The sequence below is a fragment of the Streptomyces sp. NPDC102360 genome (genome assembly GCF_044766085.1).
Lineage (GTDB): Bacteria > Actinomycetota > Actinomycetes > Streptomycetales > Streptomycetaceae > Streptomyces.
In genome coordinates, this window is record NZ_JBIWLG010000019.1 from 13,102 (window position 1) to 35,857 (window position 22,756).

The following is a 22,756-nucleotide window of genomic DNA, read 5'->3' on the forward strand; positions in this document are numbered from 1 at the left end:
CGAAACCTTCACCTCCCCCCTCCCGCATTCCCTCGCCGCCCAGTAACGTCCCGCGCCATGAGCAACGGCATCAGCGGCCCCGGTGGCCCCCGCGAAACCACCGGCACGGTCAACGGCGGCATATCGTTCTGGTACGCGGACGACGGCATCCCGCTCACCCGCGACCCCCTGCCCGGCGACGCGAGCGCGGACGTCGTCATCGTCGGCGGCGGCTACACGGGCCTGTGGACGGCGTACTACCTGAAGAGGGCCGCCCCGTTCCTGCGGATCACGGTCCTTGAACAGAAGTTCTGCGGCTACGGAGCGTCGGGCCGCAACGGCGGCTGGCTCTACAACGGCATCGCGGGCCGCGACCGCTACGCCAAGCTCCACGGCCACGACGGAGCGGTCCGCCTCCAGCAGGCCATGAACGAGACGGTCACCGAGGTCATCGACGTGGCCCGCACCGAGTCCATCGACGCGGACATCCACCACGGCGGCGTACTCGAAGTCGCCTACACCCCCGCCCAGTTGGCGCGCCTGAAGTCCTTCCACGAAACAGAACTCACCTACGGTGAGAAGGACCGCACCCTGCACGGCGCCCGCGAGACCGCCGACCGCATCCGCGTCGCGGGCGCCGTCGGCTCGACCTGGACCCCGCACGGCGCCCGCCTGCACCCGGTGAAACTCCTCAAGGGCCTGGCGTCGGCGGTGGAGGAGCTCGGCGTCACGATCCACGAGTCGACGCCCGTCACGGAGATCAAGCCCAAGCACGCGATCACCCCGTACGGAACCGTCCGCGCCCCCTACATCCTGCGCTGCACGGAGGGCTTCACCGCCTCCCTCAAGGGCCAGCGCCGCACCTGGCTCCCCATGAACTCCTCCATGATCGCTACGGAGCCCCTGACCGCCGCCCAGTGGGAGTCGATCGGCTGGGAGGGCCGCGAAACCCTCGGCGACATGGCCCACGCCTACATGTACGCCCAGCGCACGGCGGACGACCGGATCGCCCTCGGCGGCCGCGGCGTCCCCTACCGCTACGCCTCCCGCACGGACAACGACGGCCGCACTCAGCCCAAGGCCATCGAGGCGCTGTACGAGATCCTGACCCGCTTCTTCCCCCAGCTCGCCGGCGTCCGGGTCGACCACGCCTGGTCCGGCGTCCTCGGCGTCCCCCGCGACTGGTGCGCCACCGTCACCCTGGACCGCTCGACGGGCCTCGGCTGGGCGGGCGGCTACGTCGGCTCGGGCGTGGCCACGACGAACCTGGCCGCCCGCACCCTCCGCGACCTCGTCCAACAGGACTCCGGCCAGTCAGGCCCCACCGACCTCACCACCCTCCCCTGGGCCAACCACAAGGTCCGCAAGTGGGAGCCGGAGCCCTTCCGCTGGCTCGGCGTCCACGGCATGTACGCCACGTACTACGCGGCGGACCGCCGCGAACTGACCACCCACACGGCGGACTCCTCCCGCCTGGCGACCTGGGCGGACCGCATCGCCGGCCGCCACTGACCGCGGCACGCACCAAAAAGGCCCAGGTCACACGCGGTGACCTGGGCCTTGCCGAGCCCCCTGTCGGATTCGAACCGACGACCTACGCATTACAAGTGCGTTGCTCTGGCCATCTGAGCTAAGGAGGCAGCCCGAGCAGTGTAACCAACCCCGACCGTGCGCCCATCGAAAATTTCCTCGAAGGTCACGTGCTCCCGGGTACTGACAAACACACTGCCCGCCGCTTAAGGTCCGAGCAGTTCACTCGCGTGGACTACACCAGTGCTACACCGCCGTGGCACCGCCATGGCGGCTCACCTTCTTTACAACGGATCGTCCGGCACGTTCCTGCCGGTGAAGGGGGCTTCACAGCCATGGCTTCTGTCACGTTCGACAAGGCGACCCGTGTGTATCCCGGGTCCACCAAGCCCGCGGTCGACGGCCTGGAGATCGAGGTCGAGGACGGCGAGTTCCTCGTCCTCGTCGGCCCGTCCGGCTGCGGCAAGTCGACCTCCCTGCGGATGCTCGCGGGTCTCGAGGACGTCAACGGCGGTGCGATCCGCATCGGTGACCGCGACGTCACGCACCTGCCGCCGAAGGACCGGGACATCGCCATGGTGTTCCAGAACTACGCGCTGTACCCGCACATGTCCGTCGCCGACAACATGGGCTTCGCGCTCAAGATCGCCGGCGTGAACAAGACGGAGATCCGCACGAAGGTCGAAGAGGCCGCGAAGATCCTCGACCTCACCGAGTACCTGGACCGCAAGCCGAAGGCGCTCTCCGGCGGTCAGCGCCAGCGTGTGGCGATGGGCCGCGCGATCGTGCGTGAGCCGCAGGTGTTCCTCATGGACGAGCCGCTGTCGAACCTCGACGCCAAGCTCCGTGTCAGCACCCGTACGCAGATCGCCTCGCTCCAGCGCCGGCTCGGCATCACCACCGTCTACGTCACCCACGACCAGGTCGAGGCCATGACGATGGGCGACCGTGTGGCGGTCCTCAAGGACGGTCTGCTGCAGCAGGTCGACTCCCCGCGCAACATGTACGACCGCCCGAAGAACCTGTTCGTCGCCGGCTTCATCGGCTCCCCGGCCATGAACCTGGTCGAGGTCCCGATCACCGACGGCGGCGTGAAGTTCGGCAACTCGGTCGTCCCGGTCAGCCGCGAGGCGCTGAAGGCCGCCTCCGACAAGGGCGACCGCACGGTCCACGTCGGCGTCCGCCCGGAGCACTTCGACATCGTCGAGACGAACGGCGAGGCCGCGAAGTCCCTCGCCAAGGACGTCTCGGACGCCCCGGCCGGCCTCGCGGTCTCCGTGAACGTGGTCGAGGAGCTCGGCGCCGACGGCTACGTCTACGGCGCCGCCGAGGTCAACGGCGAGCACAAGGACCTGGTCGTCCGCGTGAACGGCCGCCAGGTGCCGGAGAAGGGCTCCCAGCTGCACGTCGTGCCGCGCGCCGGTGAGACCCACGTGTTCTCGGCCTCCACGGGCGAGCGTCTCTCCGACTGACGGCCGCACACGCCGCGCAACCGGCCGCGAGGGCCCCGCACTTCGGTGCGGGGCCCTCGCGCGTTCCCGCATCATTGTCGACAAATACCCCGGCAACTCGGGCATTTGGCTCAGCAACGTCAACACGTATGCAACAAAACCTCTTTGCTCGTCCCTCATCAGAGTGACCAAATGTCGCCAAATCATCACCGAGCGCTACGCTCACTCGCGTGACGCACTCTGCCAACTACACCCAGAAGTCGCGCCGAGCTCGGGGCCGGGGCCCCGCCCGCCGCGCCGCCCGTACCCTCGCCTTCGTCCTGCCGGTGATGCTGGTGCTCTCCGGGACGCTCGCGGTCACCCGAGTCGACTGGTCCGGGAACTCCTCGGAATCGGTTCTCACGGCCTCCTCACAGGACGTCTCCAAGCGCGCCAAGTCGCGCGCCCCCCAGGACGTGCTGCGCGACCGCCTCCTCCTCGAACTCCAGGAGGAGAACCCCGGTGTTGCACTCACTCACCTCCAGCAGGAGATCGACCGCCGCCCGTCGCTCGCCCGGCACTGCATGGCGATCGCCAAGGCCCTCGGCCGTGCCGCCGTGGAGACCTACGGCCCGGCGCGCGCGCAGGCCTTCGCCCGCCCTGTCTGTGACACCTCGTTCGCCTCGGGTGTGGCCGGCTTCCGGGCCTGAGCACCGGACCGGCCCCGAGCCGCGAACCGGTCCCGAGCGGCGCTCGACCGTCGAGCCGTCGGCATCCCCGCGGGTCGTGCGCACGTACAGTTCCGGTCATGACGACCGCTGAACCGTCCGCGCACGGCCCGCATCCGTACCCCCACCGCCCCACCCAGGCCGTGGTCCTGGCGGGCGGCCAGGGCTCGCGGCTGCGCCCCTACACCGACGACCGGCCCAAGCCGATGGTGGAGATCCCCGGCACGGGCACGCCGATCATCGGCCATCAGCTGACCTGGCTCGCCGAGGAGGGCGTCACCGACGCCGTCATCTCCTGCGGCCATCTCGCCGAGGTGCTCCAGGAGTGGCTCGACCAGGCGGAGTTGCCGCTGCGGGTCACCACGGTCGTCGAGAAGGAGCCGCTCGGCCGCGGCGGCGGCCTGAAGTTCGCGGCCTCCCACCTGCCCCACCAGGAACAGCCCTGGTACGCCACGAACGGCGACATCTGGACGCGGTTCTCGCTGCGCGAGATGGCCGACTTCCACCATGAGCGGGAGGCCACCGCGACCCTCGCACTGGCCCGCCCGCGCATCCCGTGGGGCGCCGTGGAGACGGACGCGTTCGGCCACATCACCGACTTCATCGAGGCGCCGCCGTCCCCGTATCTGATCAACGCGGGCGTGTACGTCTTCTCCGCCGGGTTCGCCGCCCTGCTGCCGGACCTCGGGGACCACGAGCGCGCCACGTTCCCGCGCCTGGCCCGCGCCAAGCGGCTGGCCGGCTTCCAGCTCCCGCAGGGCGCGTACTGGCGGGCGATCGACACGGCGAAGGACCTCACGGAAGCCGCGAAGGAGCTCGCCGCACAGGGCCGTTGAGCCCGCTTCTCTTCGTACGTACGTCAATGGGGCCCCGCACGTGAATCGTGCGGGGCCCCATCGTCGTACGGGGAGGAAGAGCGCGTTACTCGCCCAGCAGTCCGCCCACCAGGCCCGGCTTCTTGCTGTCCTGGCCGCCGGACGAGGTGCCGCCCGAGCTCGGAGAGCCGCCGGTGCTCGCAGGCGGCTCCTGCTGCTGCGGCGCCGACTGCTGCGGCGGGGCCTGGCCCGCGGTGGTGCCCTGGGTCGGCGTCGTCGTGGTGCCGCTCGTGGCGCCCGTGCCCGCGGTCGCGCCGGCGGAGCTGGGGGACCCGGACGGGCTCGACGTGGTGCCCTGCGACGGTGCCCTGGAGGACGAGGCCGACGGGCTCTTGCTGTGCTGGCGCTGCGGGGCGCTGCTGCCGGGCTCGGAGGGGAGCGGGGAGCCGGGCACCTCGTTGCGGGGCGCGTCGCCGGGGCCCGGGGCGGTGACCCGGTCGGCGTCGCGGACGGCGCCGCCGAGCACCGAGCCGATGAGCAGCGTGCCGCCGATGACGAGGGTCGCGACGACGGTGCCGCGGCGCAGGACGTAGCCGCGCAGGTCCCACAGCGCGGCGCGCGGTCCGAGCCGCCGCCAGGCGCCGCCCGCGAGCCGTCCGTCGATGGAGTAGACGGGGGCACCCGCGATGATCAGCGGGGACCAGGCGGCGAGGTAGATGATGTCGGGCGCGTCGTAGGCGGGGAGGGTCTTCCAGCTGACGGTGACGAGCAGCGCCGCGGAGAGCAGCGCGCCGACACTGGCGGCGATCCGCTGCCACAGCCCGAGGACCGTGAGGACGCCGACGATGACCTGGAGGAAGGCGATCACGAGGCCCGCGCCGACGGGGTGCTGGAGCGCCCAGTCGCGGAGCGGTTCGGCGAGGGCCCAGGGGTGCAGCGAGTGCAGCCACTTGACCATCGAGCCGCGCTCTCCGCCGTCAAAGTAGACGGGGTCGCAGAGCTTGCCCATGCCGGCGTAGATGGAGATGAAGCCGAGGAAGACGCGCAGCGGGAGCAGCACGACGCCGAGGTTCATCCGGCGGCCGGGGTAGTAGGCGTGCCGGACGGGTCCGTAGCGGCGGGCGGCGGTGCTCTCGCCGTCGGCACCGCCGCCCTTGCCGCCGTCCGGCGAACCGATCCGCACGTCGAACTCGCCGTCCCCGTACGGGACTTGCTCGAACTCGCCGGACTCCTCGAAGGCGCTGCCGGACTGCCGCATGCGCGGCAGGATCCGGGTCGGCTCGTCCGCCTCGCCCGGCCAGGGGCCGACGGCGGGCGTCTCCTGCGTGGGCTCGTCCGTGGGTGAATCGCGGTAGAGGCCGAGGTCGTCGGCGAAGTCGCGCTCGTCCACGCGCGGGATGACCTGCGTGGCGGTGCCGTCGTCCGGTTCGCCGGAGCGGCGCGCGCCCTGCAGGAGCCCGCTGGTGTCGAGGCCTCCGCCGGCTCTGACGACGGGGCGCCGCCTGGCGCCGGGCGTCCCTGCGGCGGTGATGACGGGAATGCGGGTGGTCGCCGCGTCGGCTCCGGCCACGCCCGTGGCGCTCAAGTGCCGTGAGATGCGCGGGAGTTGCGACTGCTGCGCCGTGGGGAGCCGCACGCGGAAACTCGCGTGGTTGACGATGACCTGCGCCGGATCGCACGGAACCTTCACCATGCTCAGCGCTGGACCTTCGTCGAATCCCGACGTGCGGTCACCCGAGGGTGTGCGGGGCGTTCTGGTGTCCACACTCATCTAACCGAGTGATGTGTGTTTAGGACACTGCCTCGGCACCACCGAAATGTCCGGGCCCCGTCAAAGATCCCGTCAAGGATCGTGGGGCCCGGACAGGGGGCGCGGTCAGGCGCGGCGGCGGGCCGCCTCGTACAGCACGACGCCCGCGGCGACGCCGGCGTTCAGCGATTCGGCGCCGCCCGGCATCGGGATGCGGACGCGGTAGTCGCAGGTCTCGCCGACCAGGCGGGACAGGCCCTTGCCCTCACTGCCGACGACGATGACGACGGGGCCGCCGAGGGCCTCCAGGTCACCCACGGTGTGCTCACCGTCGGCGGCGAGGCCGACCACGGCGATGCCCGCCTTCTTGTACTGCTCCAGGGCGCGGGTCAGGTTCGTGGCGCGCGCGACCGGCGTGCGCGCCGCGGTACCGGCGGACGTCTTCCACGCACCCGCCGTCATCCCGGCCGCGCGCCGCTCGGGCACGACGACGCCGTGGCCGCCGAAGGCGGAGACGGAACGGACGACGGCGCCGAGGTTGCGCGGGTCGGTGACCCCGTCGAGCGCGACGATCAGCGGGTCGGCGCCCTCGTCGTACGCGGCGGCGGCGAGGTCCTCCGGGAACGCGTACTCGTACGGCGGGACCTGGAGGACGAGGCCCTGGTGGTTGAGCCCGTTGGTCATGCGGTCCAGCTCGGGGCGCGGGGCCTCCATGAGGTGGATCCCGCCGCGCTCACCGGCGACCTGCAGGGCCTCGCGGACCCGCTCGTCGTTGTCGATGAACTGCTGCACGTACAGGGTCGTGGCGGGCACGCCGCCGCGCAGCGCCTCGACGACCGGGTTGCGGCCGACGACCATCTCGGAGGCGGCCTTGCCGCGCGGACCGCCGGTGCGGTTCGTGGGGCGGGCGGACTGGGCGCGCTTGGCCTTGATCTTCGCGGCGTTCTGCTTCGCGTGACCCTTGCGCATCTCTGCGGGCGGCGTGGGGCCCTTGCCCTCGAGGCCGCGGCGCCGATTGCCACCGCTGCCTACCTGCGCGCCCTTCTTGCCGGACATGCGGCGGTTGCTGTTGGCGGCCATGACCTACCTGTCTCTTACGTGAATCTCTGGATGCGTACGTCTATGAAGTGTGCAGCCCTGAACGCCGGGCGGCACATTTGGCTGCTCGGCCGTGGTCAGCCGAGCGTCCAGCGCGGCCCCGAAGGGCTGTCCTCGATGGTCAGACCGGACTGCTTGAGGCGGTCGCGGATGGCGTCGGCGGTGGCCCAGTCCTTGCGGGCGCGGGCCGCCTCGCGCTGCTCCAGCAGGAGCCGGACGAGGTGGTCGACGACGCCGTGCAGGTCCTCGCCGGAACCGCTGTCCGCGCCCGTCCACTGCTCGTCGAGCGGGTCGAGGCCGAGGACGCCGAGCATGGCGCGCACCTCGGCGAGGCGGGCGACGGCGGCTTCCTTGTCGTCGGCGGCGAGGGCGGAGTTCCCCTGCCGCACGGCGGTGTGCACGATGGCGAGGGCCTGCGGGACGCCCAGGTCGTCGTCCATGGCGTCGGCGAACGCCGGGGGTACCTCGGCGGCGGGCGCGACCGTGCCGCCCGCCAGCTCGGTCACCCGCTGCACGAAGCCCTCGATCCGCGCGAACGCCGACTCGGCCTCGCGCAGCGCGTCCTCGCTGTACTCGATGGTGGAGCGGTAGTGCGGGGTGCCGAGGTAGTAGCGGAGCACGATGGGGCGCCAGTGCTTGACCATCTCGGAGACGAGGACCGAGTTCCCCAGCGACTTCGACATCTTCTCGCCGGACATCGTGACCCAGGAGTTGTGCACCCAGTACGTCGCGAAGTCGTCGCCGAAGGCCTTGGCCTGCGCGATCTCGTTCTCGTGGTGCGGGAAGATCAGGTCGATCCCGCCGCCGTGGATGTCGAAGGCCGACCCCAGGTACTTGTGGGCCATGGCCGAGCACTCCAGGTGCCAGCCGGGGCGGCCCCGGCCCCACGGCGTCTCCCAGCTGGGCTCGCCGGGCTTGACGGCCTTCCACATGGCGAAGTCGCGGGGGTCCCGCTTGCCGGTGACGCCCGCCTCCGGCGGCTGCTGCAGATTGTCGAGCTCCTGGTTGGACAGCTCCAGGTAGCCGGGGAAGGACCGCACGTCGAAGTAGACGTTCCCGTCGGCCTCGTACGCGTGCCCGCGCTCGATGAGCCCGCGCATCATCTCGACCATTTCGGTCACGTGCCCGGTGGCACGCGGCTCGTAGGTCGGGGGCAGGCAACCGAGCGCGGTGTACGCGTCGTTGAACGCCCGCTCGTTCTCGTACCCGATGGACCACCAGGGCCGGTTCTGCTCGCCGGCCTTCTTGATGATCTTGTCGTCGATGTCCGTCACATTGCGGACGAACGTGACGTCGTAGCCGCGGTACGCGAACCAGCGGCGCATGATGTCGAAATTGAGCCCCGACCGGATGTGCCCGATGTGCGGGGCCGCCTGGACGGTGGCGCCACAGAGGTAGATCGAGACACAGCCCGGTGTGAGGGGGGCGAAGTCACGGATCTGCCGGGCGCTGGTGTCGTACAGGCGAATAGTCACCCCTCCAGGGTAGTAGGCCCGGAGCCGTGCCATGGCCTCCGGCCGTCTTCAAGCCCCTGCGGCGATTGAGCAGCGGGGTTTGGGGCGGAGCCCCGAGGCCGCGCCCCCGGATGAGCCCGCTGGAGCCATCGGGCCCCACCGGGGGTGCGGTTGCGGGGCTCCGCCCCGGACCCCGCGCCTCAATCGCCGGCGGGGCTGGATTTGGTCAGACTCGGCCGACGGTTTTGCGGGGGCTGATGCGGACGACCACGCGTTCGGCGTCCTGGCCGCTCGTCGGGTTGAACTCGGCGTACTTCTTGCCGGTGTACTTCAGCGACAGCTCGTCGATGAGTTCCTGGCCACCCTCCGTCGTGATCTCGGCGGTGCCGCGGATCTCGGCGTACGCGTACGGGTTGTCGGCCGGCTGCACCAGCACCGTCACACGCGGGTCCGCCTGCAGGTTCTTCGTCTTGCGGCGGTCGACGGTCGTGGAGAACAGAACGTCGTCACCGTCGCGCTTCGCCCACACCGGGGAGACCTGCGGGCTCCCGTCGGGCTGGATGGTGGCGACAGCGATGAACACCTTGCTGTCGAGCAGTGCCTTGAGCTCGTCGGACAGCTGGGCTGACATGGCCTCACTCCTTCTCGGGGGACGGTTGACGCGTACCCGATCCTCCAGCAACGCACCCGGACGCGCCGGCATTTCGGCACTCCGTTCGCACGGGTGTCACGAAGCGGGCGAGCCCCGCCGCCACCAGCGGTACCACCGCGAGCGCCGACCACAGGGCGGGCGCGGGCAGACCGAGCAGCGCCCCCGTTCCGGCGCTCCCGGCCAGCACGGCGAGCCCCGACACGGAGGACAGCGCCCCCGTCGCGAGGCCCAGGTGCCGCTCGTCCACCAGGTCGGGGACGAGCCCGCGCGCCGCCGGGACGAGCAGCATCTGGCCGAGGGTGAGCAGTACGACCAGCGCGCAGGCGGGCAGCAGCGCGTACGGGGTGCGGCCCGGGAGGTACGGGGCCGTGGCCGCGACCGTCGCGAAGCCCGCCGCCACGAGCAGCAGTCCCCCGGTCAGCGCGGCCCTCGGCGCGATCCGGGCCGCGGACCAGCGGGTGACGGGCAGCTGGGCGCCGACGACGAGCAGCGAGGACAGCGCGAAGAGGAGGCCCACCGCGTCCTGCGAGCCGGTGGCGCGGGTGAGCTCCACGGGCAGCGCGAGATAGAGCTGGTTGTAGGAGATGAGGTAGCCGCTGTACGCGAGGCAGAGCGCGAGGAAGCGGGGGTTCGCGAAGACGGCGCGGCCGCCCTTGACGCGGTGCGTGCCCGGTGCGCGCTCACGGCGCGGCATCAGGCGCGCGTGCCCGGCGAACACCCCCACGAAGACGAGCGCGCCCGCCAGGCAGGCGGCGCGGAACCCGGCGTACAGCAGCGCGGTGCCGAGCAGCGGCCCGAGGAACGCGCCGGCCTGCCCGGCCGCCGAGAAGACGCCGAGCACCTGGGCGCGCGGGACGCCGGTGGCGCGCTCGTGGCGGACGGCCTCGCGGGCCGCCTCCGACTCGACGGCGGGCGAGAACAGCGCGGCGGCGAATCCGACGAGTACGACCGCGGCGACGACGGTGGCCGTGCTGTCCGCGAAGGCGAGCCACACGAATCCGGCGATCCGCAGCAGACATCCGGCCAGCACGACCGGGCGCGGGCCGAAGCGGTCGGTGAGCGCGCCGCCGACCACGAAGAGGCCCTGCTGGCTGAACGTCCGTAGCCCGAGGACGAGGCCCACCGCCCAGCCGGCGAGGCCGATGGTGTCGGCGAGGTGGGTGGCGAGGTAGGGGAGGACGGCGTAGAAGCCGATGTTGAAGGCGAGTTGCGTGCCCGCGAGCAACCGGAGGTATCCGGGTAGCCCCCGCAGCACCGTCGTTGCGCCCGCGGGGCTCCGCCCCGGACCCCGCTGCTCAATCGCCGCAGGGGCTTGATTTTGCCCACCCGCCGCAGCGGCTTGATTTTGCCCGCCCGCCGCTGAATCTCGATGCGGACCGGTCGAGGCCCGGTGCGGCAAAATCCAGCCCCGCCGGCGTTTGAGGCGCGGGGTCCGGGGCGGAGCCCCGTGGCCGGTCACCGTCGCCGCCCGAGTCCACCGGCGGCCGAGGCCAGCACCACGATCGCCCCCACGCCGGCCAGGCCCACCGCGGGGGCGAGGACCGACCACGGCGCCCGCTCCGCGTACGGCAGGTTCTCCATCAGCAGCCGCCCCCACTCCGGCGTGGGCGGCTGCGTACCGAGCCCGAGAAAACCGAGGGACGCAAGCGCCAAGGTCGTCGGAGCGAGCCGCAACAGCGCATGCCGCCCCACCGTGGGAACGACCGCGCTCAACACGTGCCACCGCAACACCTGCCACCGCCCCGCGCCGGAGGCGACCGCCGCCTCGACGTACCCGGCCCCCCGCTCCGCCTCGGCGACCGCCGCCGTGTGCGCGGCGAGCGGCGCCCACCCGACCGCGGCGACGGCGACCGCCGCCCCCTCGACCCCGGCCCCGAAAAGGCCGGTGACCAGCAACCCCGCCAGGATCGCGGGCATCGCGTTCGCCACCTCCGTGAGCCCCGCCGTCCACCGCATGAGGCCGAGCCCGACGCCCACCACGAAGCACACCGCGCAGACGGCCGCCGCCACGGCGAGCGTGCGCAGCGCCCCGTGGCCGAGCCGGGCGAGGACGTCGCGGCCGAGCGCGTCCGTGCCGAAGGGGTGGGCGCCGGACGGTTCCGACAGCCTGGCGGCCAGGTCGACCTGGAGCGGGTCGCGGGTCAGGCCCCACACGATGACGGCGAGCAGCCCGGCGGCCAGCGCCCCGGCGGCGTACAACCGCCCCCGCCCGACCCCCGGCACCATCGCGAGCCCCGGGAGCGCGCCCGCTTCGAGCGCGGGTCCGAGCAGTCGGCGCCGCCCGAAACCGACGAGCACCGCCGCCACCACGCCCAGCGCGAGCAGCACCAGCAGGCAGCCCTGGAGGAGCGGCAGATCGAGGTCGAGCGCGGCCGCGACGGCCGTGCCGCCGAGCCCCGGAATCGCGAAGACCGCCTCCACCGCGGCCGCGGCCCCGGTGAGCCCGACCACCGTGAGCCCCGCCTGCGGCAGCACCGCGGGCAGCGCGCGCCGCGCCACGTGCCGGGCGATCCGCGCACGCGGCAGACCGTTCGCCCGCGCCGTACGCACCCACGGTTCGGCGAACGCGGCGGGCAGCGCGTCCTGGCCGAGCCGCCCGAGCACGGCCCCCGCCGGGATGCCGAGGGCGAGCGCGGGCAGTACGGCGGAGGCGGGCGAGGCCCAGCCCTGCGCCGGGAACCAGCCGAGGTGCACGGCGAACAGCGTCGCGAGGACGGAAGCCAGCAGGAACTCGGGGAGCGCCGCGAGGACCCCCGCGCCCACCTCGTGCGCCGGTTCGGGCCGCGCGCGCCGGAGCGTCGGCACGCAGAGCGCCACCGCGAGGACGACCGCGACCACCATCGCGTACGCCATGAGGGACATGGACACCCAGAACGCGGAGCCCACGTCGGAGGCGACATCGGCGCCGGTCACCCAGGACGTGCCGAGGTCCCCGTGCGCGAGCCCCCGAACCCACTGCCCGAGGAACGTGAACGGGCCCTGGTCCAGGCCGAGTTGACCGCGCACCTCGGCGAGCTGCTTCGGCGTCGTCGGCGCGTCGCCGTAGCGCGCGTGCAGCACGGTGAGCGCGGGGTCGGTGCGCGTGAGCCAGGGAAGCAGCGCGGTGAGCACGAGCAGGCCGGCGGCGGCGCCGACCCGCCCCACGGCCACGGAGACGTTCATCCGGTTGTTGCGGGCACGGGGCATCAGGCGCGGGTCTCCAAGCCGACGAACTGTCGTTCATAGGGGTCGAGGACGACCCCGCGCACCCCGGCCCCGACGCCCTGCAAATGCTGTTCGTGGACGATCGGCACGGCCGCGTCGGTGCCGAGGATCGCGGCCTCGGCGCGCAGCATGGCCCGGTGCCGCGCCGCCCCTTCGAGCCCGGCGGCCTCGCGCACGACGGCGTCCACACCGCGGTCGCTCAGCTGCGAGATGTTGAAGCTGCCCCCGCTGGTGAAGTCGGAGGCGAAGTACGAGACCGGGTCGCCGGTGTCGAGCGCGGTGGACCGGGACATCAGGAACGCGTCGTACTCCCCGTCCAGCGCGCCCGATTCGAGGCGCGCGTAGTCCTTCACGACGAGCCGCACCGCGAACCCGGCGCGCCGCAGCTGCTGCTGGAGCGCCGCGGCGACCTCGGGCAGCTCGGCCCGGTTGGTGTACGTGGCGAGGGTGAGCGTCTGCCCGTGCGGCTTCGCCGCCTTCGCCCGGCCCGTGACGGGGAGCTCCTTCCCGTCGGCCCAGGCGAAACCGGGGCCCAGCAGGCCCGTGCCGCGCGTGGCGTACCCCTCGTACACGCTGCGCGCGAGCGCGGAGGTGTTGACGGACTCCCGCACGGCGGCCCGCAGCCCGGCGTCCGCGAGCGGACCGGTCCGCGTGTTCAGGTACAGGGTCGTGGTGCGCACGGTGGCGACCTCCCGCGCGCGGTCGCCGAGGACGAGCGCCTGCGCGGCGGGCACGAACTCGGCGATCTCGATCTGGCCCGAACGCAACGCGTTGGCACGGGCGTTGTTGTCGGCGACGAAGGTCACGTCGAGGCCGCGCGCCGCGGCTTTCCCGCGCCAGTGCCCGTCGAACCGGTCGAGCGTCGCGGACACGGCCCCGTTCACCTTCGCCAGCGCGAAAGGCCCGGTGGCGGTCCCGACGGGATCGACTCCGTCGCCCTTCCCGCCCTTCCCGCCCTTGCCGTACGCGGCCGGGGAGAAGATCGCGAGCGACGGGTTCGCGAGCCGTGCGGGCAGCAGCGGGTCGGCGGTGCCGGTCGTGATCCGTACGGTCCGCTCCCCCGCGGCGCGCGCGGTGAGCCGCATGTCGCTGAGCACGCGCGGCTGCGTCTTCGCCCGCCCGGCCCGCGTCAGCGCCCCCTCGACGGCCTCGGCGGTGACCCGCCCGCCGTCCTGGAACCGGGCGTCGCGCAGCGTGAACTCCCAGGTGGTGGCGGATGTACGAGTCCACTTCTCGGCGAGCGCGGGGTGCACGACACCGGCGGTGTCCATGCGGGTGAGCCCGTCGACGACGGCGAGCCGGCTGAGCAGCAGCCCGTCGTCGCTGTACGGGGAGAGGCCCTGGGTGGGCGCGAAGGCGAGGTCGACGGCGATCCGGCCGCGCCGCGCGGTCCCGGTGAAGGACCCGCAGGCCGACGTCAGCCCGATCCCGGCCGCCGCCAGCAGAAAGCCGCGGCGCCGCATCAGCCGACGGGCGCGTACGCGGGAACAGGCGCGGGCATCGGCAGCTCGAAGTGCACGATGCCCTGGCCGCCGCCCGGCAACTCCCGCTCGTCGCACACCTCTTGGGCGATCGAGCGCCAGAAGGGCTCGGCGCCCGGCACGGCGGGGTCGGTGTGCAGATAGACGGCTTCGTACCCGCCGACCCCGGCCACGAAGCCGATGAGCTCCCGCACGAGGCCCCGCGCGAGTCCGTTCCTGCGGTGCTCGGGGCGTACGTAGATCCGGCACAGCTGGGCGGTGGACCCGGAGGGAAAGCGGTCGGCGACCCACTGCGGGTTGGGCGGCGCGGCGGGCCCGCGGTCACGGACGGCACCGGTCGCGACGATCTCACCGCTGCCCTGGTCCTCGGCCACGAGCAGGACGCACCGCTCGGGACGCAGGTAATGAGCGGCCGGATCGATGATGTCGGCGTGCCAGCGCGGCACGTACCCGGAGCGCAGGTCGCGGTACACAGTGTCCAGCATGACGGCCCGGGCCTCGTCCACGTCGCCGTCCCCGGCCACGCGGATCACATATTCACCCATCGCCGCCTCAGCCCGACCGAACGCCCATTGCCCATCCATGCTAACTGCAACAGCCTGGCAATAAGCCCCGGGCCCCCTCCGCCGAACCGGAGCCCCGGCCTCGGGGCTCCGCCCCGGACCCCGCGCCTCAATCGCCGGCGGGGCTGGAAAGACCAATCGTCGGCTGGGCTTGATCTATCAAGCCCCGCCGACGATTGAGGCGATCTTTAAAGCCCCTGCGGCGCTTGAGCAGCATCTTTAAAGCCCCTGCGGCGCTTGAGCAGCATCTCTTAAGCCCCTGCGGCGCTTGAGCAGCGGGGTCCGGGGCAGAGCCCCGGGGGTGACCGGCGGATTACTCAGGCTCGGGCGACCAACGCCGTCGCCACCGCCATCAACCCCTCGCCGCGCCCCGGGAACCCGAGCCCATCCGTCGTCGCCCCCGACACGGACACCACCGCCCCGACCGCCTCCGACAACACCTTCTGCGCCTCGTCCCGCCGCTTCCCGATCTTCGGCCGCGGCCCGACGACCTGCACGGCCACGTTCCCGATCACGAACCCGGCCGCCCGCACGATCCGGGCCGCCTCGGCGAGCAACGCCACCCCACTCGCCCCGGCCCACTCCGGCCGCCCCGTCCCGAAGTGCTGCCCGAGGTCACCGAGCCCGGCGGCCGAGAACAGCGCGTTGCAGGCGGCGTGCGCCACGACATCCGCATCGGAGTGCCCCGCGAGCCCGGCCCCGGAGTCCTCCCACTTCAGCCCGGCACACCACAGCTCACGCCCGTCCTCGAACGCGTGGATGTCCGTCCCGATACCGACCTGCGGCAGCACGACGCCCGGGATCCCGGAACCCTCAGAACCCATCGTTGGCCCTCCTCCGGGCAAGCACGGCCTCGGCGAGCACCAGGTCCAACGGCCGCGTCACCTTGAACGCCTCCTCGTGCCCGGGCACGAGCACCACCTGGTGGCCGAGGTGCTCGACCATTCCGGCATCGTCCGTCACATCCTCGGTCACGGTCTCGTGCGCACGCACGAGCGTCTCCCGGTCGAACCCCTGCGGCGTCTGCACGGCCCGCAGCCTGGCCCGCGAGGGCGTCGCGACGACCGGCTCCGGCGAACCGTCGGTGCTCGGCACGACCTCCTTGACCGTGTCCGCGAGCGGCAGCGCGGGAACGACGGCCGGAGCCCCGTCCCGTACGGCCTCGATGACCGCGTCGACCGTGTCGACCGGCACGAGCGGGCGGGCCGCGTCGTGCACGAGCACGATCTCGATGCCGGCCGGCAGGGCCTCGAGCCCGAGCCGAACCGACTCCTGTCGGCTCTCCCCACCGGGCACGACGACGAAGTCGGTGCGCTCGGGCAGGGCGTGATCGGCCAGCAGGGACTTCACTTCGGCGGCGCCGTCGGGCGGCGCGACCACCACGACGAGGGACACAGCACGGGACGCCGCCATCGCCCGGACGGCATGGATCAGCATCGGAGTGCCGCTCAGCGCACGCAGCGCCTTGGGGGCGCCCGGACCGAGGCGCACGCCCCGTCCAGCGGCCGGAATCACGGCCGCCGTGCGTACTGCGCTGCCTACGGGACGCGTTTCGTCAGACATCGGTTCCGTTCAGGTTTGTGCGCTCGGGGGAGGTGGGTATGGCCACAGCGTGCCGGGCGCGACGCCTTGACCGGACCCTTCCGTGACACTGGTCGAGCCAGCTGTCCGGGCCCGGCACACCACTTGGGGATCACGCGAAGCGTGTATGTGCGCAGCGTGTGAGGGTACGAACATGCCGCAGCGCCCGGCGACACCATCAGGGTCATCGGGCACCACGGCATTGTTCTTTACGCGGCAGCAGTCGTTATGCGCGCGTCAGGACGCGAGAACCTCGTCGAGAAGGGCCTCGGCCTTGTCCTCGTTCGTGTTCTCCGCGAGTGCGAGCTCGCTCACCAGAATCTGGCGAGCCTTGGCGAGCATGCGCTTCTCACCCGCGGACAGTCCGCGCTCACGCTCCCGACGCCACAGGTCACGGACTACCTCCGCTACCTTGATGACATCACCGGAGGCGAGCTTCTCCAGGTTTGCCTTGTACCGGCGCGACCAGTTCGTGGGCTCCTCGGCGTACGACGCGCGCAGCACCTCGAAGACCCGGTCGAGCCCGTCCTGACCGACCACATCACGCACGCCGACGAACTCCGCATTGTCCGCTGGCACACGTACCGTCAAGTCGCCCTGGGCGACCTTCAGCACCAAGTAGGTCTTGTCCACGCCTTTGATCTGGCGAGTTTCGATAGCCTCGATCAGCGCGGCCCCGTGATGGGGATAGACCACGGTGTCGCCAACCTTGAACGTCATGTGACAGGTACCCCTTCCGTGGCTATCCAGTCTAACACGGAAACTGCGGGTTCTGAATGGCGTTTTCGCAGGTCAGGGCATATCTCGGGGCTTGACAACTCCATCGGGAACGTGCTGCGGAGGGGCGGTGGAGGAGGGTATTCGCAGGTCGGAGCCGTTCTTCGAGCAAGCCGAAACAGGTACGCTACCGCGGCCGCGGCGGGCCCTCCAGGGGTCGAAAGTCCCGTTTTGCGTGCTTCGAAGCGATGAACTTTCGCTACTCCGTTCAGGGACCCGGAGGCACGTTCGAACCGAATCCGGAATTGATCTTCGAGAATCGCCGTCCGGCGTGATCGTCTTTCCGGACTCTCGCGCATTCCTTACCGGATATCCGTACCGGGACCTGGACAGGCCTTATGTGAATGGTGAACGAGAGGCATCCGCGACCCATTGGTGACCGTGGGGAACGTGGGGTGATCGAGGCGCAGAGGGAGGAGCCGGGGACGGCGTCCGGGCGCGAGGGGCGGGTCGGGTGCGGCGGCGCGGGAACGGCTCGGTAATCTAAGGCCGCTGACAGACCCTTAGGACGGCTTTACACCCCGCCGCCCTTGCCCGCCCACGTTCAAGGAGTTGCCGCCGCCGTGAGCAGCAGTCTTCGACGCGGCTCCCTCGCCGCCGCCGCCATCGCGTTCTCGATCGCCTCGCTCGCCGCGTGCGGCGCCGGTAACAACGCGCAGACACTTGAGGTCAAGCCGGACAACGCCGAGACCTCGGTCGGTGACATCAAGATCCAGAACGCCACCGTCATCACCCAGCCGGACCTCGAGTCCAAGGGCCCGGCCGTCGTCACCGGCACGATCTTCAACAACGGGACCGCCGCCCAGACGCTCGACGCGATCACCGTCGACGGCGTCGGCAAGACCGCGAAGCTGTCGGGCGCCAAGGGCGGCTCGAAGATCACCGTCCCGGCCGGCGGCTCCGTCATCCTCGGCGGCAAGGGCAACGCCTCCGCCGAGCTGCCCAACAGCCGCACCGCCGTCCTCGACGGCAACGCGCAGCCGATCACGTTCTCCTTCAGCAAGGCCGGAGACGTGAAGCTGAAGACGTTCGTGGTGCCGGCGGAGAGCTACTTCAAGAAGTGGGGCCCGAGCGAGGTTCCGGCCGCGCCGGGCGCCTCCGCGAACCCGTCCACGCCGGCGACGCCGGGCGACCAGGCGTCGACCTCCGCGACGCCGGGTGGCCATGCCTCGGCCTCCGAGTCGGAGAGCCCCGCGGGCCACTGACCGATCAAGCCCCTGCGGCGTTTGAGCAGCGGGGTGCGGGGGGGGGGCCCCGGGGGGGGGGGGGGGGGGGGGGGGGCCCCGGGGGGGGGGCCCCCCCCCCCCCCCCCCCGCCGGGGGGGCCCCCCCCCCCCCGCGACTCCAGCAGGATCCGTCAGAAGGGCCCTAGCTTTGACGTACGGGCAGGGCGGGCGCGGGGGGGGGGGGGCCCCCCCGGGGGGCGCCCCCCCCCCCCCGCGGCCCCCCCCCCGGGGCCCCCCCCCGGGGCCCCCCCCCCGCACCCCGCGCCTCAAACGCCGGCGGGGCTTGAACTCGGTTTACGGCTCGAACTTGTAACCGAGCCCACGCACCGTGACCAGATACCTCGGCGCCCCCGGATCCGGCTCGATCTTGGCGCGGAGGCGCTTCACGTGGACGTCGAGCGTCTTCGTGTCGCCCACGTAGTCCGCGCCCCAGACCCGGTCGATGAGCTGCATACGGGTCAGCACACGCCCCGCGTTGCGCAGCAGCATCTCCAGGAGGTCGAACTCCTTGAGCGGCAGGTCGACCTTGCCGCCGCCCACCGTCACCACGTGACGGTCGACGTCCATGCGGACGGGCCCGGCCTCCAGGGCCTGCGGCGCGACCTCCTCCGGCTCCCCGTGGCGGCGCAGGACGGCCCGGATCCGGGCGACCAGCTCACGCGAGGAGAACGGCTTGGTGACGTAGTCATCGGCTCCTATTTCCAGCCCGACGACCTTGTCGATCTCGCTGTCCTTGGCGGTCACCATGATGACCGGGACGTTGGAACGGCCGCGCAGCTGTCGGCAGACCTCGGTGCCGGGCAGGCCCGGCAGCATCAGGTCGAGCAGGACGAGGTCGGCGCCGTTGCGCTCGAACTCGTCGAGACCGTCGGGCCCGGTGGCCGCGATGGCGACCTCGAAACCCTCCTTGCGGAGCATGTAGGACAGGGCGTCGGAAAAGGACTCCTCGTCCTCTACGACAAGCACTCGGGTCACGGAAGGACCTCCGGGGCGGCAGGAGTGGCAGGAATGGATTCGTATGCGGTTGTGTCGTCGGGCCCGTGTGCGTCGTCTTCGTCGCGTACGTCTCCGGGGCCACTGGTGCGGGATGTCTTGGTCTGTGTCGAACGTGAGGTGCGGGTCGAGGCCGCCTCCGGCAGCCGCAGCGTGAAGGTGGAGCCCTGTCCCTCGGAGCTCCACACGGTCACCTCCCCGCCGTGCGAGGCCGCCACGTGCTTGACGATGGCGAGGCCGAGGCCCGTGCCGCCGGTGGCCCGGGAGCGGGCCGGGTCGACGCGGTAGAAGCGCTCGAAGACGCGCTCCTTGTCCTTCTCGGAGATGCCGATGCCCTGGTCGGTGACGGCTATCTCGATGCGGTCGCCGCCGCCCGCCGGGACGCGGCGGGCGGCTATGCCCACGCGCGTACGGGCCGGCGAGTAGTTGACGGCGTTCTCGACGAGGTTGCCGAGGGCGGCCGCGAGCTGCCCCCGGTTGCCCCAGACCCGGAGGTCGGCGGTGCCCCCGGCGGCCATCGTGATCTGCTTCGACGCGGCGGGCTGGCGGCAGCGGTCGATGGCCTCGGCGACGAGTTCGTCGACGCGCACCGGCTCGGAGTCCTCCAGCGGGTCGTCGTTCTGCACCCTTGAGAGGTCGATGAGTTCCTGTACGAGGCTGGTGAGCCGGGTCGCCTCGTTCTGCATGCGCCCGGCGAACCGCTCCACGGCCTCCGGGTCGTCGGCGGCGTCCATGACGGCCTCGGAGAGCAGCGAGAGCGCGCCCACGGGCGTCTTGAGCTCATGGCTCACGTTGGCGACGAAGTCGCGCCGCACGGCCTCGATGCGGCGGGCCTCGGTGAGGTCCTCGACGAGCAGCAGCACGAGCCGGGAGCCGAGCGGGGCGACGCGGGCGGACACGGCGAGGGCGTCGCCGCGCCCCGTGCCGCGGCGCGGCAGATCCAGCTCGACCTGTCGTATCTCCCCGTCCCTGCGCGTATCGCGGGCCATCTGCAGCATCGGTTCGACCGCGAGCTTCCCGCCGCGTACGAGACCGAGGGCGTACGCCGCCGAGCTGGCCTTGACCACGCTGTCCGCCTCGTCGAGGACGACGGCGGAGGAGCGGAGCACGGAGAGGACGGTGTCGACGCCGGGCGGAAGGACCGGGTCCGTGTGCAGGGAGGTGCGGGTGGGGCGTTTCTGGTCGCGCTCGCTCCAGCGAAACGCCAGCATGGCGATGACACCGGTGCACACTCCGGCGATCGCTGCCGCTGCGGCGACCGCCGCGTTCACGTCCATGTCTTCAGGTTATGCGGCACCGAGCACTCCTCCACAGCCATCCGAGTGGCAGCTCGAACACTCGTCGCCCAGAGTTCACCTTGGGTACGGGGTCGATTCACTTGTGGTGCCGGATTCGGACGCGTACAGGACGGAACGTGGGAGCGTGGGGCCAACCGGGTTCCATACGTAGCCAGGTACAGAGAGGGAACGCCGTATGCGTGACGCGTACCACGAGGAACTTGACTCGATCGGCGAGGGCCTGGTCGAGATGGCCCGCCTTGTCGGGTCGGCGATCGGGCGCGCCACCACGGCCATGCTCGACGCCGACCTGAAGCTCGCCGAGACCGTGATCGCCGCCGACCAGAAGGTGGACGATCTGCAGCACGATCTGGAGGCGCGGGCCATAGCCCTGCTGGCCCGCCAGCAGCCGGTCGCCACGGACCTGCGGATCGTCGTCACCTCGCTCCGTATGAGCGCGGACCTGGAGCGGAGCGGCGACCTCGCCCAGCACGTGGCGAAGCTGGCCCGGCTCCGCTTCCCGGAGCGGGCGGTCCCGCACGACCTGCACGCCACCATCCTGGAGATGGGGCAGCTCGCGCAGCGCCTGATGGCGAAGGCGGCGGAGGTCATCATCACCAAGGACGTCGATCTGGCGATGCAGCTGGAGCAGGACGACGACGAGATGGACCTGCTGCACCGCACGCTCTTCCAGCACCTGATGGACGAGAAGTGGAAGCACGGCATCGAGACGGCGGTCGACGTGACGCTGCTCGGCCGCTACTACGAGCGCTTCGCGGACCACGCGGTGTCGGTGGCCAAGCGGGTCGTCTACCTGGTGACGGGCGAGCACGCGGACGAGGTGCAGACGCAGCCCCAGCCGGTGGAGAGCGCCTGACCCCGCGCCTGACCGTACGAGGAGGAGGGCCCCGCGCAGGCACACCGCGCGGGGCCCTCCTGTCCTCCGGTCCCTGCTCTCAGCAGGAACCCCCGCACTTGCACGGCGCGCCCGACTGGCAGCCGCAGCCGCAGCCCGAGCCGCATCCACAGGCTCCGAGCAGCACCAACTTCGGTACGCTCCGGCTCACTTCGACAGGCGCTTGCGGGCTCCGGGTCGGCTTCGGGGAGTCGGCGGCCATGGTGTTCCCTCCTCGACGGGGCCCCGCGGTGGAGCCCTTCCCCCATTGCATGCCCATCGGGACGGGCGCATCAACGGCGCACGCGCGCGCGACAGTTGCTCCGTAGGCTGCCGCCACGCCTCAAGTCCTCCTGGCCGGCCCGCACTCCTGCCCGACGCTCAACCGCATCCGGCACTCGTCGTCCGCCGTCACCCGCACCGGCATCCCCCAGTGCGTGCTCAGCCGCTGCCCCACTTCGACGAGGCGGCGGCGGTCCTCCGGGGTGTGGGCGGGGTACGTCGTCGTCCCGTGGTCGGCGAGCTGGTTGCCCAAGTCGCTGAACAGGAGGTTCCGGTAGCGCCGTTCCTCTTCGTCGGTGAGCGGGACGGGGCGGTCGTCGCCGGGGAGTACGCGCACGTTGTAGAGGTCACGGGTCGTCATGACGCGGAGGCTACCCCCGCACGGACGCCCCTCCTGGTCCGGGCCCGGTCAGGGGCGGTCCAGGCCCCAGGTCTGCAGGGCGTACGGCCGTCCCTTCTCCTCGCCCATGATCAGCGGCACGTCGTCGAGGAGGCGGAAGCCGGTCCTGGTGGCCACGGCGACGCTGGCGGCGTTCTCGGCCTCCAGTTCCAGGATCGCCCGGCTCGCGCCCAGTTCCTCGAAGGCGTACGCGGCCACCACTCGCACCGCCCGCGCCGCGAGCCCCCGGCCGCGGTGCGCCGGGCCGACCGCGTAGCCGATCTCCATGCCCTCGGCGGCGGGTCGCAGCATCACCTCGCCGAGCGGTGCGCCGCCGTCGACGGTGATGGCGAGCAGGATCGACGCGCCCTCCGCCCGCCGCTTCCTGCTCCGGTCCAGCTGTGTGCGGGCCGCCGCATCGTCGAACGGCGAGGCCATCGGCGTCCAGTACGCGACGTCGGGGTGGTCGAACAGCTCCGGCATCGCGGCGAGGTCCGCCTCGGTCCAGTCGCGCAGAACGAGCCCCTCCCCCGACAGCTCGATCCGCTCGGGAAAGGACGTGCTGACACTGCTCACGATGCCGGGCCTCCCTGGCCTGTTCGGACGAGCAGAATAACCAGCGACCGACCCGGCACACCCCCCAATTTCCGGGCGCCCGGCTAC

Annotated in this window: 21 protein-coding genes and 1 tRNA gene; 6 read left to right on the top strand and 16 right to left on the bottom strand. The window is 71.9% G+C overall.

All coding sequences use genetic code 11. The features are described 5' to 3' along the window. Positions 1-57 precede the first annotated feature (57 nt). Positions 58-1,491, top strand: a complete 1,434-nt coding sequence (locus tag ACIRHA_RS40400) for an NAD(P)/FAD-dependent oxidoreductase (RefSeq protein ID WP_403856388.1) — start codon at positions 58-60, stop codon at positions 1,489-1,491. A 54-nt stretch (positions 1,492-1,545) separates the two neighbouring features. Here ACIRHA_RS40400 and ACIRHA_RS40405 read toward each other — a convergent pair. Beyond that, a tRNA-Thr gene (locus ACIRHA_RS40405) sits at positions 1,546-1,619 on the bottom strand. Between the two features lie 225 nt (positions 1,620-1,844). On the opposite strand from ACIRHA_RS40405, the gene ACIRHA_RS40410 reads away from it, so the two are divergent. From ACIRHA_RS40410 to ACIRHA_RS40420, 3 genes are all read left to right on the top strand, one after another. Further along, positions 1,845-2,981, top strand: coding sequence for an ABC transporter ATP-binding protein (locus ACIRHA_RS40410; RefSeq protein ID WP_403856390.1), 1,137 nt, complete (start codon positions 1,845-1,847; stop codon positions 2,979-2,981). Positions 2,982-3,190: 209 nt separating this feature from the next. Continuing rightward, positions 3,191-3,649 carry a hypothetical protein gene (locus tag ACIRHA_RS40415; RefSeq protein ID WP_403856392.1) on the top strand — a complete coding sequence of 153 codons (459 nt, stop codon included), beginning with the start codon at positions 3,191-3,193 and terminating at the stop codon, positions 3,647-3,649. 98 nt (positions 3,650-3,747) lie between these two features. Further along, entirely contained in the window at positions 3,748-4,503 is a 756-nt protein-coding gene (locus tag ACIRHA_RS40420; protein ID WP_403856394.1) for an NDP-sugar synthase, read from the top strand. Positions 4,504-4,588: 85 nt separating this feature from the next. Here ACIRHA_RS40420 and ACIRHA_RS40425 read toward each other — a convergent pair whose 3' ends face one another. From ACIRHA_RS40425 to ACIRHA_RS40475, 11 genes are all read right to left on the bottom strand, one after another. Beyond that, positions 4,589-6,247: a DoxX family protein gene (locus ACIRHA_RS40425; protein ID WP_403856552.1), complete on the bottom strand. Its 1,659-nt coding sequence runs from the start codon at positions 6,245-6,247 to the stop codon at positions 4,589-4,591. Between the two features lie 111 nt (positions 6,248-6,358). Next, complete coding sequence (gene rlmB / locus ACIRHA_RS40430) at positions 6,359-7,312, bottom strand: 23S rRNA (guanosine(2251)-2'-O)-methyltransferase RlmB (RefSeq protein ID WP_403856396.1); 954 nt, start codon at positions 7,310-7,312, stop codon at positions 6,359-6,361. Between the two features lie 95 nt (positions 7,313-7,407). Continuing rightward, positions 7,408-8,805 (bottom strand): cysteine--tRNA ligase, encoded by a 1,398-nt coding sequence (cysS, locus tag ACIRHA_RS40435; RefSeq protein WP_403856398.1) that lies wholly within the window; start codon positions 8,803-8,805, stop codon positions 7,408-7,410. 205 nt (positions 8,806-9,010) lie between these two features. Beyond that, positions 9,011-9,415 carry a PPOX class F420-dependent oxidoreductase gene (locus ACIRHA_RS40440; protein ID WP_403856400.1) on the bottom strand — a complete coding sequence of 135 codons (405 nt, stop codon included), beginning with the start codon at positions 9,413-9,415 and terminating at the stop codon, positions 9,011-9,013. A gap of 4 nt (positions 9,416-9,419) precedes the next feature. Then, positions 9,420-10,736, bottom strand: coding sequence for an MDR family MFS transporter (locus tag ACIRHA_RS40445; protein ID WP_403856554.1), 1,317 nt, complete (start codon positions 10,734-10,736; stop codon positions 9,420-9,422). Between the two features lie 155 nt (positions 10,737-10,891). Beyond that, complete coding sequence (locus ACIRHA_RS40450; protein WP_403856402.1) at positions 10,892-12,622, bottom strand: ABC transporter permease subunit; 1,731 nt, start codon at positions 12,620-12,622, stop codon at positions 10,892-10,894. Next, on the bottom strand, positions 12,622-14,103 hold the full coding sequence (locus tag ACIRHA_RS40455; protein ID WP_403856404.1) for an ABC transporter substrate-binding protein: 1,482 nt from the start codon (positions 14,101-14,103) through the stop codon (positions 12,622-12,624). Before ACIRHA_RS40455 ends, ACIRHA_RS40450 begins: the two co-directional genes overlap by 1 nt. Then, positions 14,103-14,666 carry a GNAT family N-acetyltransferase gene (locus ACIRHA_RS40460; RefSeq protein WP_403856406.1) on the bottom strand — a complete coding sequence of 188 codons (564 nt, stop codon included), beginning with the start codon at positions 14,664-14,666 and terminating at the stop codon, positions 14,103-14,105. Before ACIRHA_RS40460 ends, ACIRHA_RS40455 begins: the two co-directional genes overlap by 1 nt. A gap of 335 nt (positions 14,667-15,001) precedes the next feature. Continuing rightward, the gene (gene ispF, locus ACIRHA_RS40465; protein ID WP_403856408.1) at positions 15,002-15,508 is read right to left on the bottom strand and encodes a 2-C-methyl-D-erythritol 2,4-cyclodiphosphate synthase; all 507 of its coding nucleotides are present in this window, start codon (positions 15,506-15,508) and stop codon (positions 15,002-15,004) included. Next, positions 15,498-16,247, bottom strand: a complete 750-nt coding sequence (ispD, locus tag ACIRHA_RS40470) for a 2-C-methyl-D-erythritol 4-phosphate cytidylyltransferase (protein ID WP_403856410.1) — start codon at positions 16,245-16,247, stop codon at positions 15,498-15,500. The genes ispF and ispD overlap by 11 nt, the downstream gene beginning before the upstream one ends. Positions 16,248-16,502: 255 nt before the next feature. Further along, positions 16,503-16,985: a CarD family transcriptional regulator gene (locus ACIRHA_RS40475; protein WP_266712542.1), complete on the bottom strand. Its 483-nt coding sequence runs from the start codon at positions 16,983-16,985 to the stop codon at positions 16,503-16,505. 620 nt (positions 16,986-17,605) lie between these two features. On the opposite strand from ACIRHA_RS40475, the gene ACIRHA_RS40480 reads away from it, so the two are divergent. Next, complete coding sequence (locus tag ACIRHA_RS40480; RefSeq protein WP_403856412.1) at positions 17,606-18,247, top strand: DUF461 domain-containing protein; 642 nt, start codon at positions 17,606-17,608, stop codon at positions 18,245-18,247. A gap of 314 nt (positions 18,248-18,561) precedes the next feature. Here ACIRHA_RS40480 and ACIRHA_RS40485 read toward each other — a convergent pair whose 3' ends face one another. Beyond that, positions 18,562-19,242, bottom strand: coding sequence for a response regulator transcription factor (locus ACIRHA_RS40485; protein ID WP_306321454.1), 681 nt, complete (start codon positions 19,240-19,242; stop codon positions 18,562-18,564). After that, positions 19,239-20,537, bottom strand: coding sequence for a sensor histidine kinase (locus ACIRHA_RS40490; protein ID WP_403856414.1), 1,299 nt, complete (start codon positions 20,535-20,537; stop codon positions 19,239-19,241). Before ACIRHA_RS40490 ends, ACIRHA_RS40485 begins: the two co-directional genes overlap by 4 nt. A 196-nt stretch (positions 20,538-20,733) precedes the next feature. Here ACIRHA_RS40490 and phoU point away from each other — a divergent pair, with 196 nt between their 5' ends. Next, complete coding sequence (gene phoU, locus ACIRHA_RS40495; RefSeq protein WP_403856416.1) at positions 20,734-21,414, top strand: phosphate signaling complex protein PhoU; 681 nt, start codon at positions 20,734-20,736, stop codon at positions 21,412-21,414. 361 nt (positions 21,415-21,775) lie between these two features. On the opposite strand, the gene ACIRHA_RS40500 is transcribed toward phoU, so the two are convergent. Together ACIRHA_RS40500 and ACIRHA_RS40505 are read right to left on the bottom strand one after the other, a co-directional pair. Beyond that, positions 21,776-22,075: a hypothetical protein gene (locus tag ACIRHA_RS40500; protein WP_403856418.1), complete on the bottom strand. Its 300-nt coding sequence runs from the start codon at positions 22,073-22,075 to the stop codon at positions 21,776-21,778. Positions 22,076-22,123: 48 nt separating this feature from the next. Continuing rightward, a complete protein-coding gene (locus ACIRHA_RS40505; RefSeq protein WP_403856420.1) occupies positions 22,124-22,669 on the bottom strand; it encodes a GNAT family N-acetyltransferase in 546 nt (181 codons plus the stop codon). Positions 22,670-22,756: the final 87 nt, after the last annotated feature.

Excerpts from the sequence above, each read along its gene's own strand:
- ispD (WP_403856410.1), bottom strand. The coding sequence starts at position 16,247 with ATGTCTGACGAAACGCGTCCCGTAGGCAGCGCAGTACGCACGGCGGCC.
- ACIRHA_RS40450 (WP_403856402.1), bottom strand. The coding sequence starts at position 12,622 with ATGCCCCGTGCCCGCAACAACCGGATGAACGTCTCCGTGGCCGTGGGG.
- ACIRHA_RS40410 (WP_403856390.1), top strand. The coding sequence starts at position 1,845 with ATGGCTTCTGTCACGTTCGACAAGGCGACCCGTGTGTATCCCGGGTCC.
- rlmB (WP_403856396.1), bottom strand. The coding sequence starts at position 7,312 with ATGGCCGCCAACAGCAACCGCCGCATGTCCGGCAAGAAGGGCGCGCAG.
- ACIRHA_RS40475 (WP_266712542.1), bottom strand. The coding sequence starts at position 16,985 with ATGACGTTCAAGGTTGGCGACACCGTGGTCTATCCCCATCACGGGGCC.
- ACIRHA_RS40490 (WP_403856414.1), bottom strand. The coding sequence starts at position 20,537 with ATGGACGTGAACGCGGCGGTCGCCGCAGCGGCAGCGATCGCCGGAGTG.
- phoU (WP_403856416.1), top strand. The coding sequence starts at position 20,734 with ATGCGTGACGCGTACCACGAGGAACTTGACTCGATCGGCGAGGGCCTG.
- ACIRHA_RS40500 (WP_403856418.1), bottom strand. The coding sequence starts at position 22,075 with ATGACGACCCGTGACCTCTACAACGTGCGCGTACTCCCCGGCGACGAC.
- ACIRHA_RS40460 (WP_403856406.1), bottom strand. The coding sequence starts at position 14,666 with ATGGGTGAATATGTGATCCGCGTGGCCGGGGACGGCGACGTGGACGAG.
- ACIRHA_RS40440 (WP_403856400.1), bottom strand. The coding sequence starts at position 9,415 with ATGTCAGCCCAGCTGTCCGACGAGCTCAAGGCACTGCTCGACAGCAAG.
- ACIRHA_RS40420 (WP_403856394.1), top strand. The coding sequence starts at position 3,748 with ATGACGACCGCTGAACCGTCCGCGCACGGCCCGCATCCGTACCCCCAC.
- ACIRHA_RS40400 (WP_403856388.1), top strand. The coding sequence starts at position 58 with ATGAGCAACGGCATCAGCGGCCCCGGTGGCCCCCGCGAAACCACCGGC.
- ispF (WP_403856408.1), bottom strand. The coding sequence starts at position 15,508 with ATGGGTTCTGAGGGTTCCGGGATCCCGGGCGTCGTGCTGCCGCAGGTC.
- ACIRHA_RS40455 (WP_403856404.1), bottom strand. The coding sequence starts at position 14,103 with ATGCGGCGCCGCGGCTTTCTGCTGGCGGCGGCCGGGATCGGGCTGACG.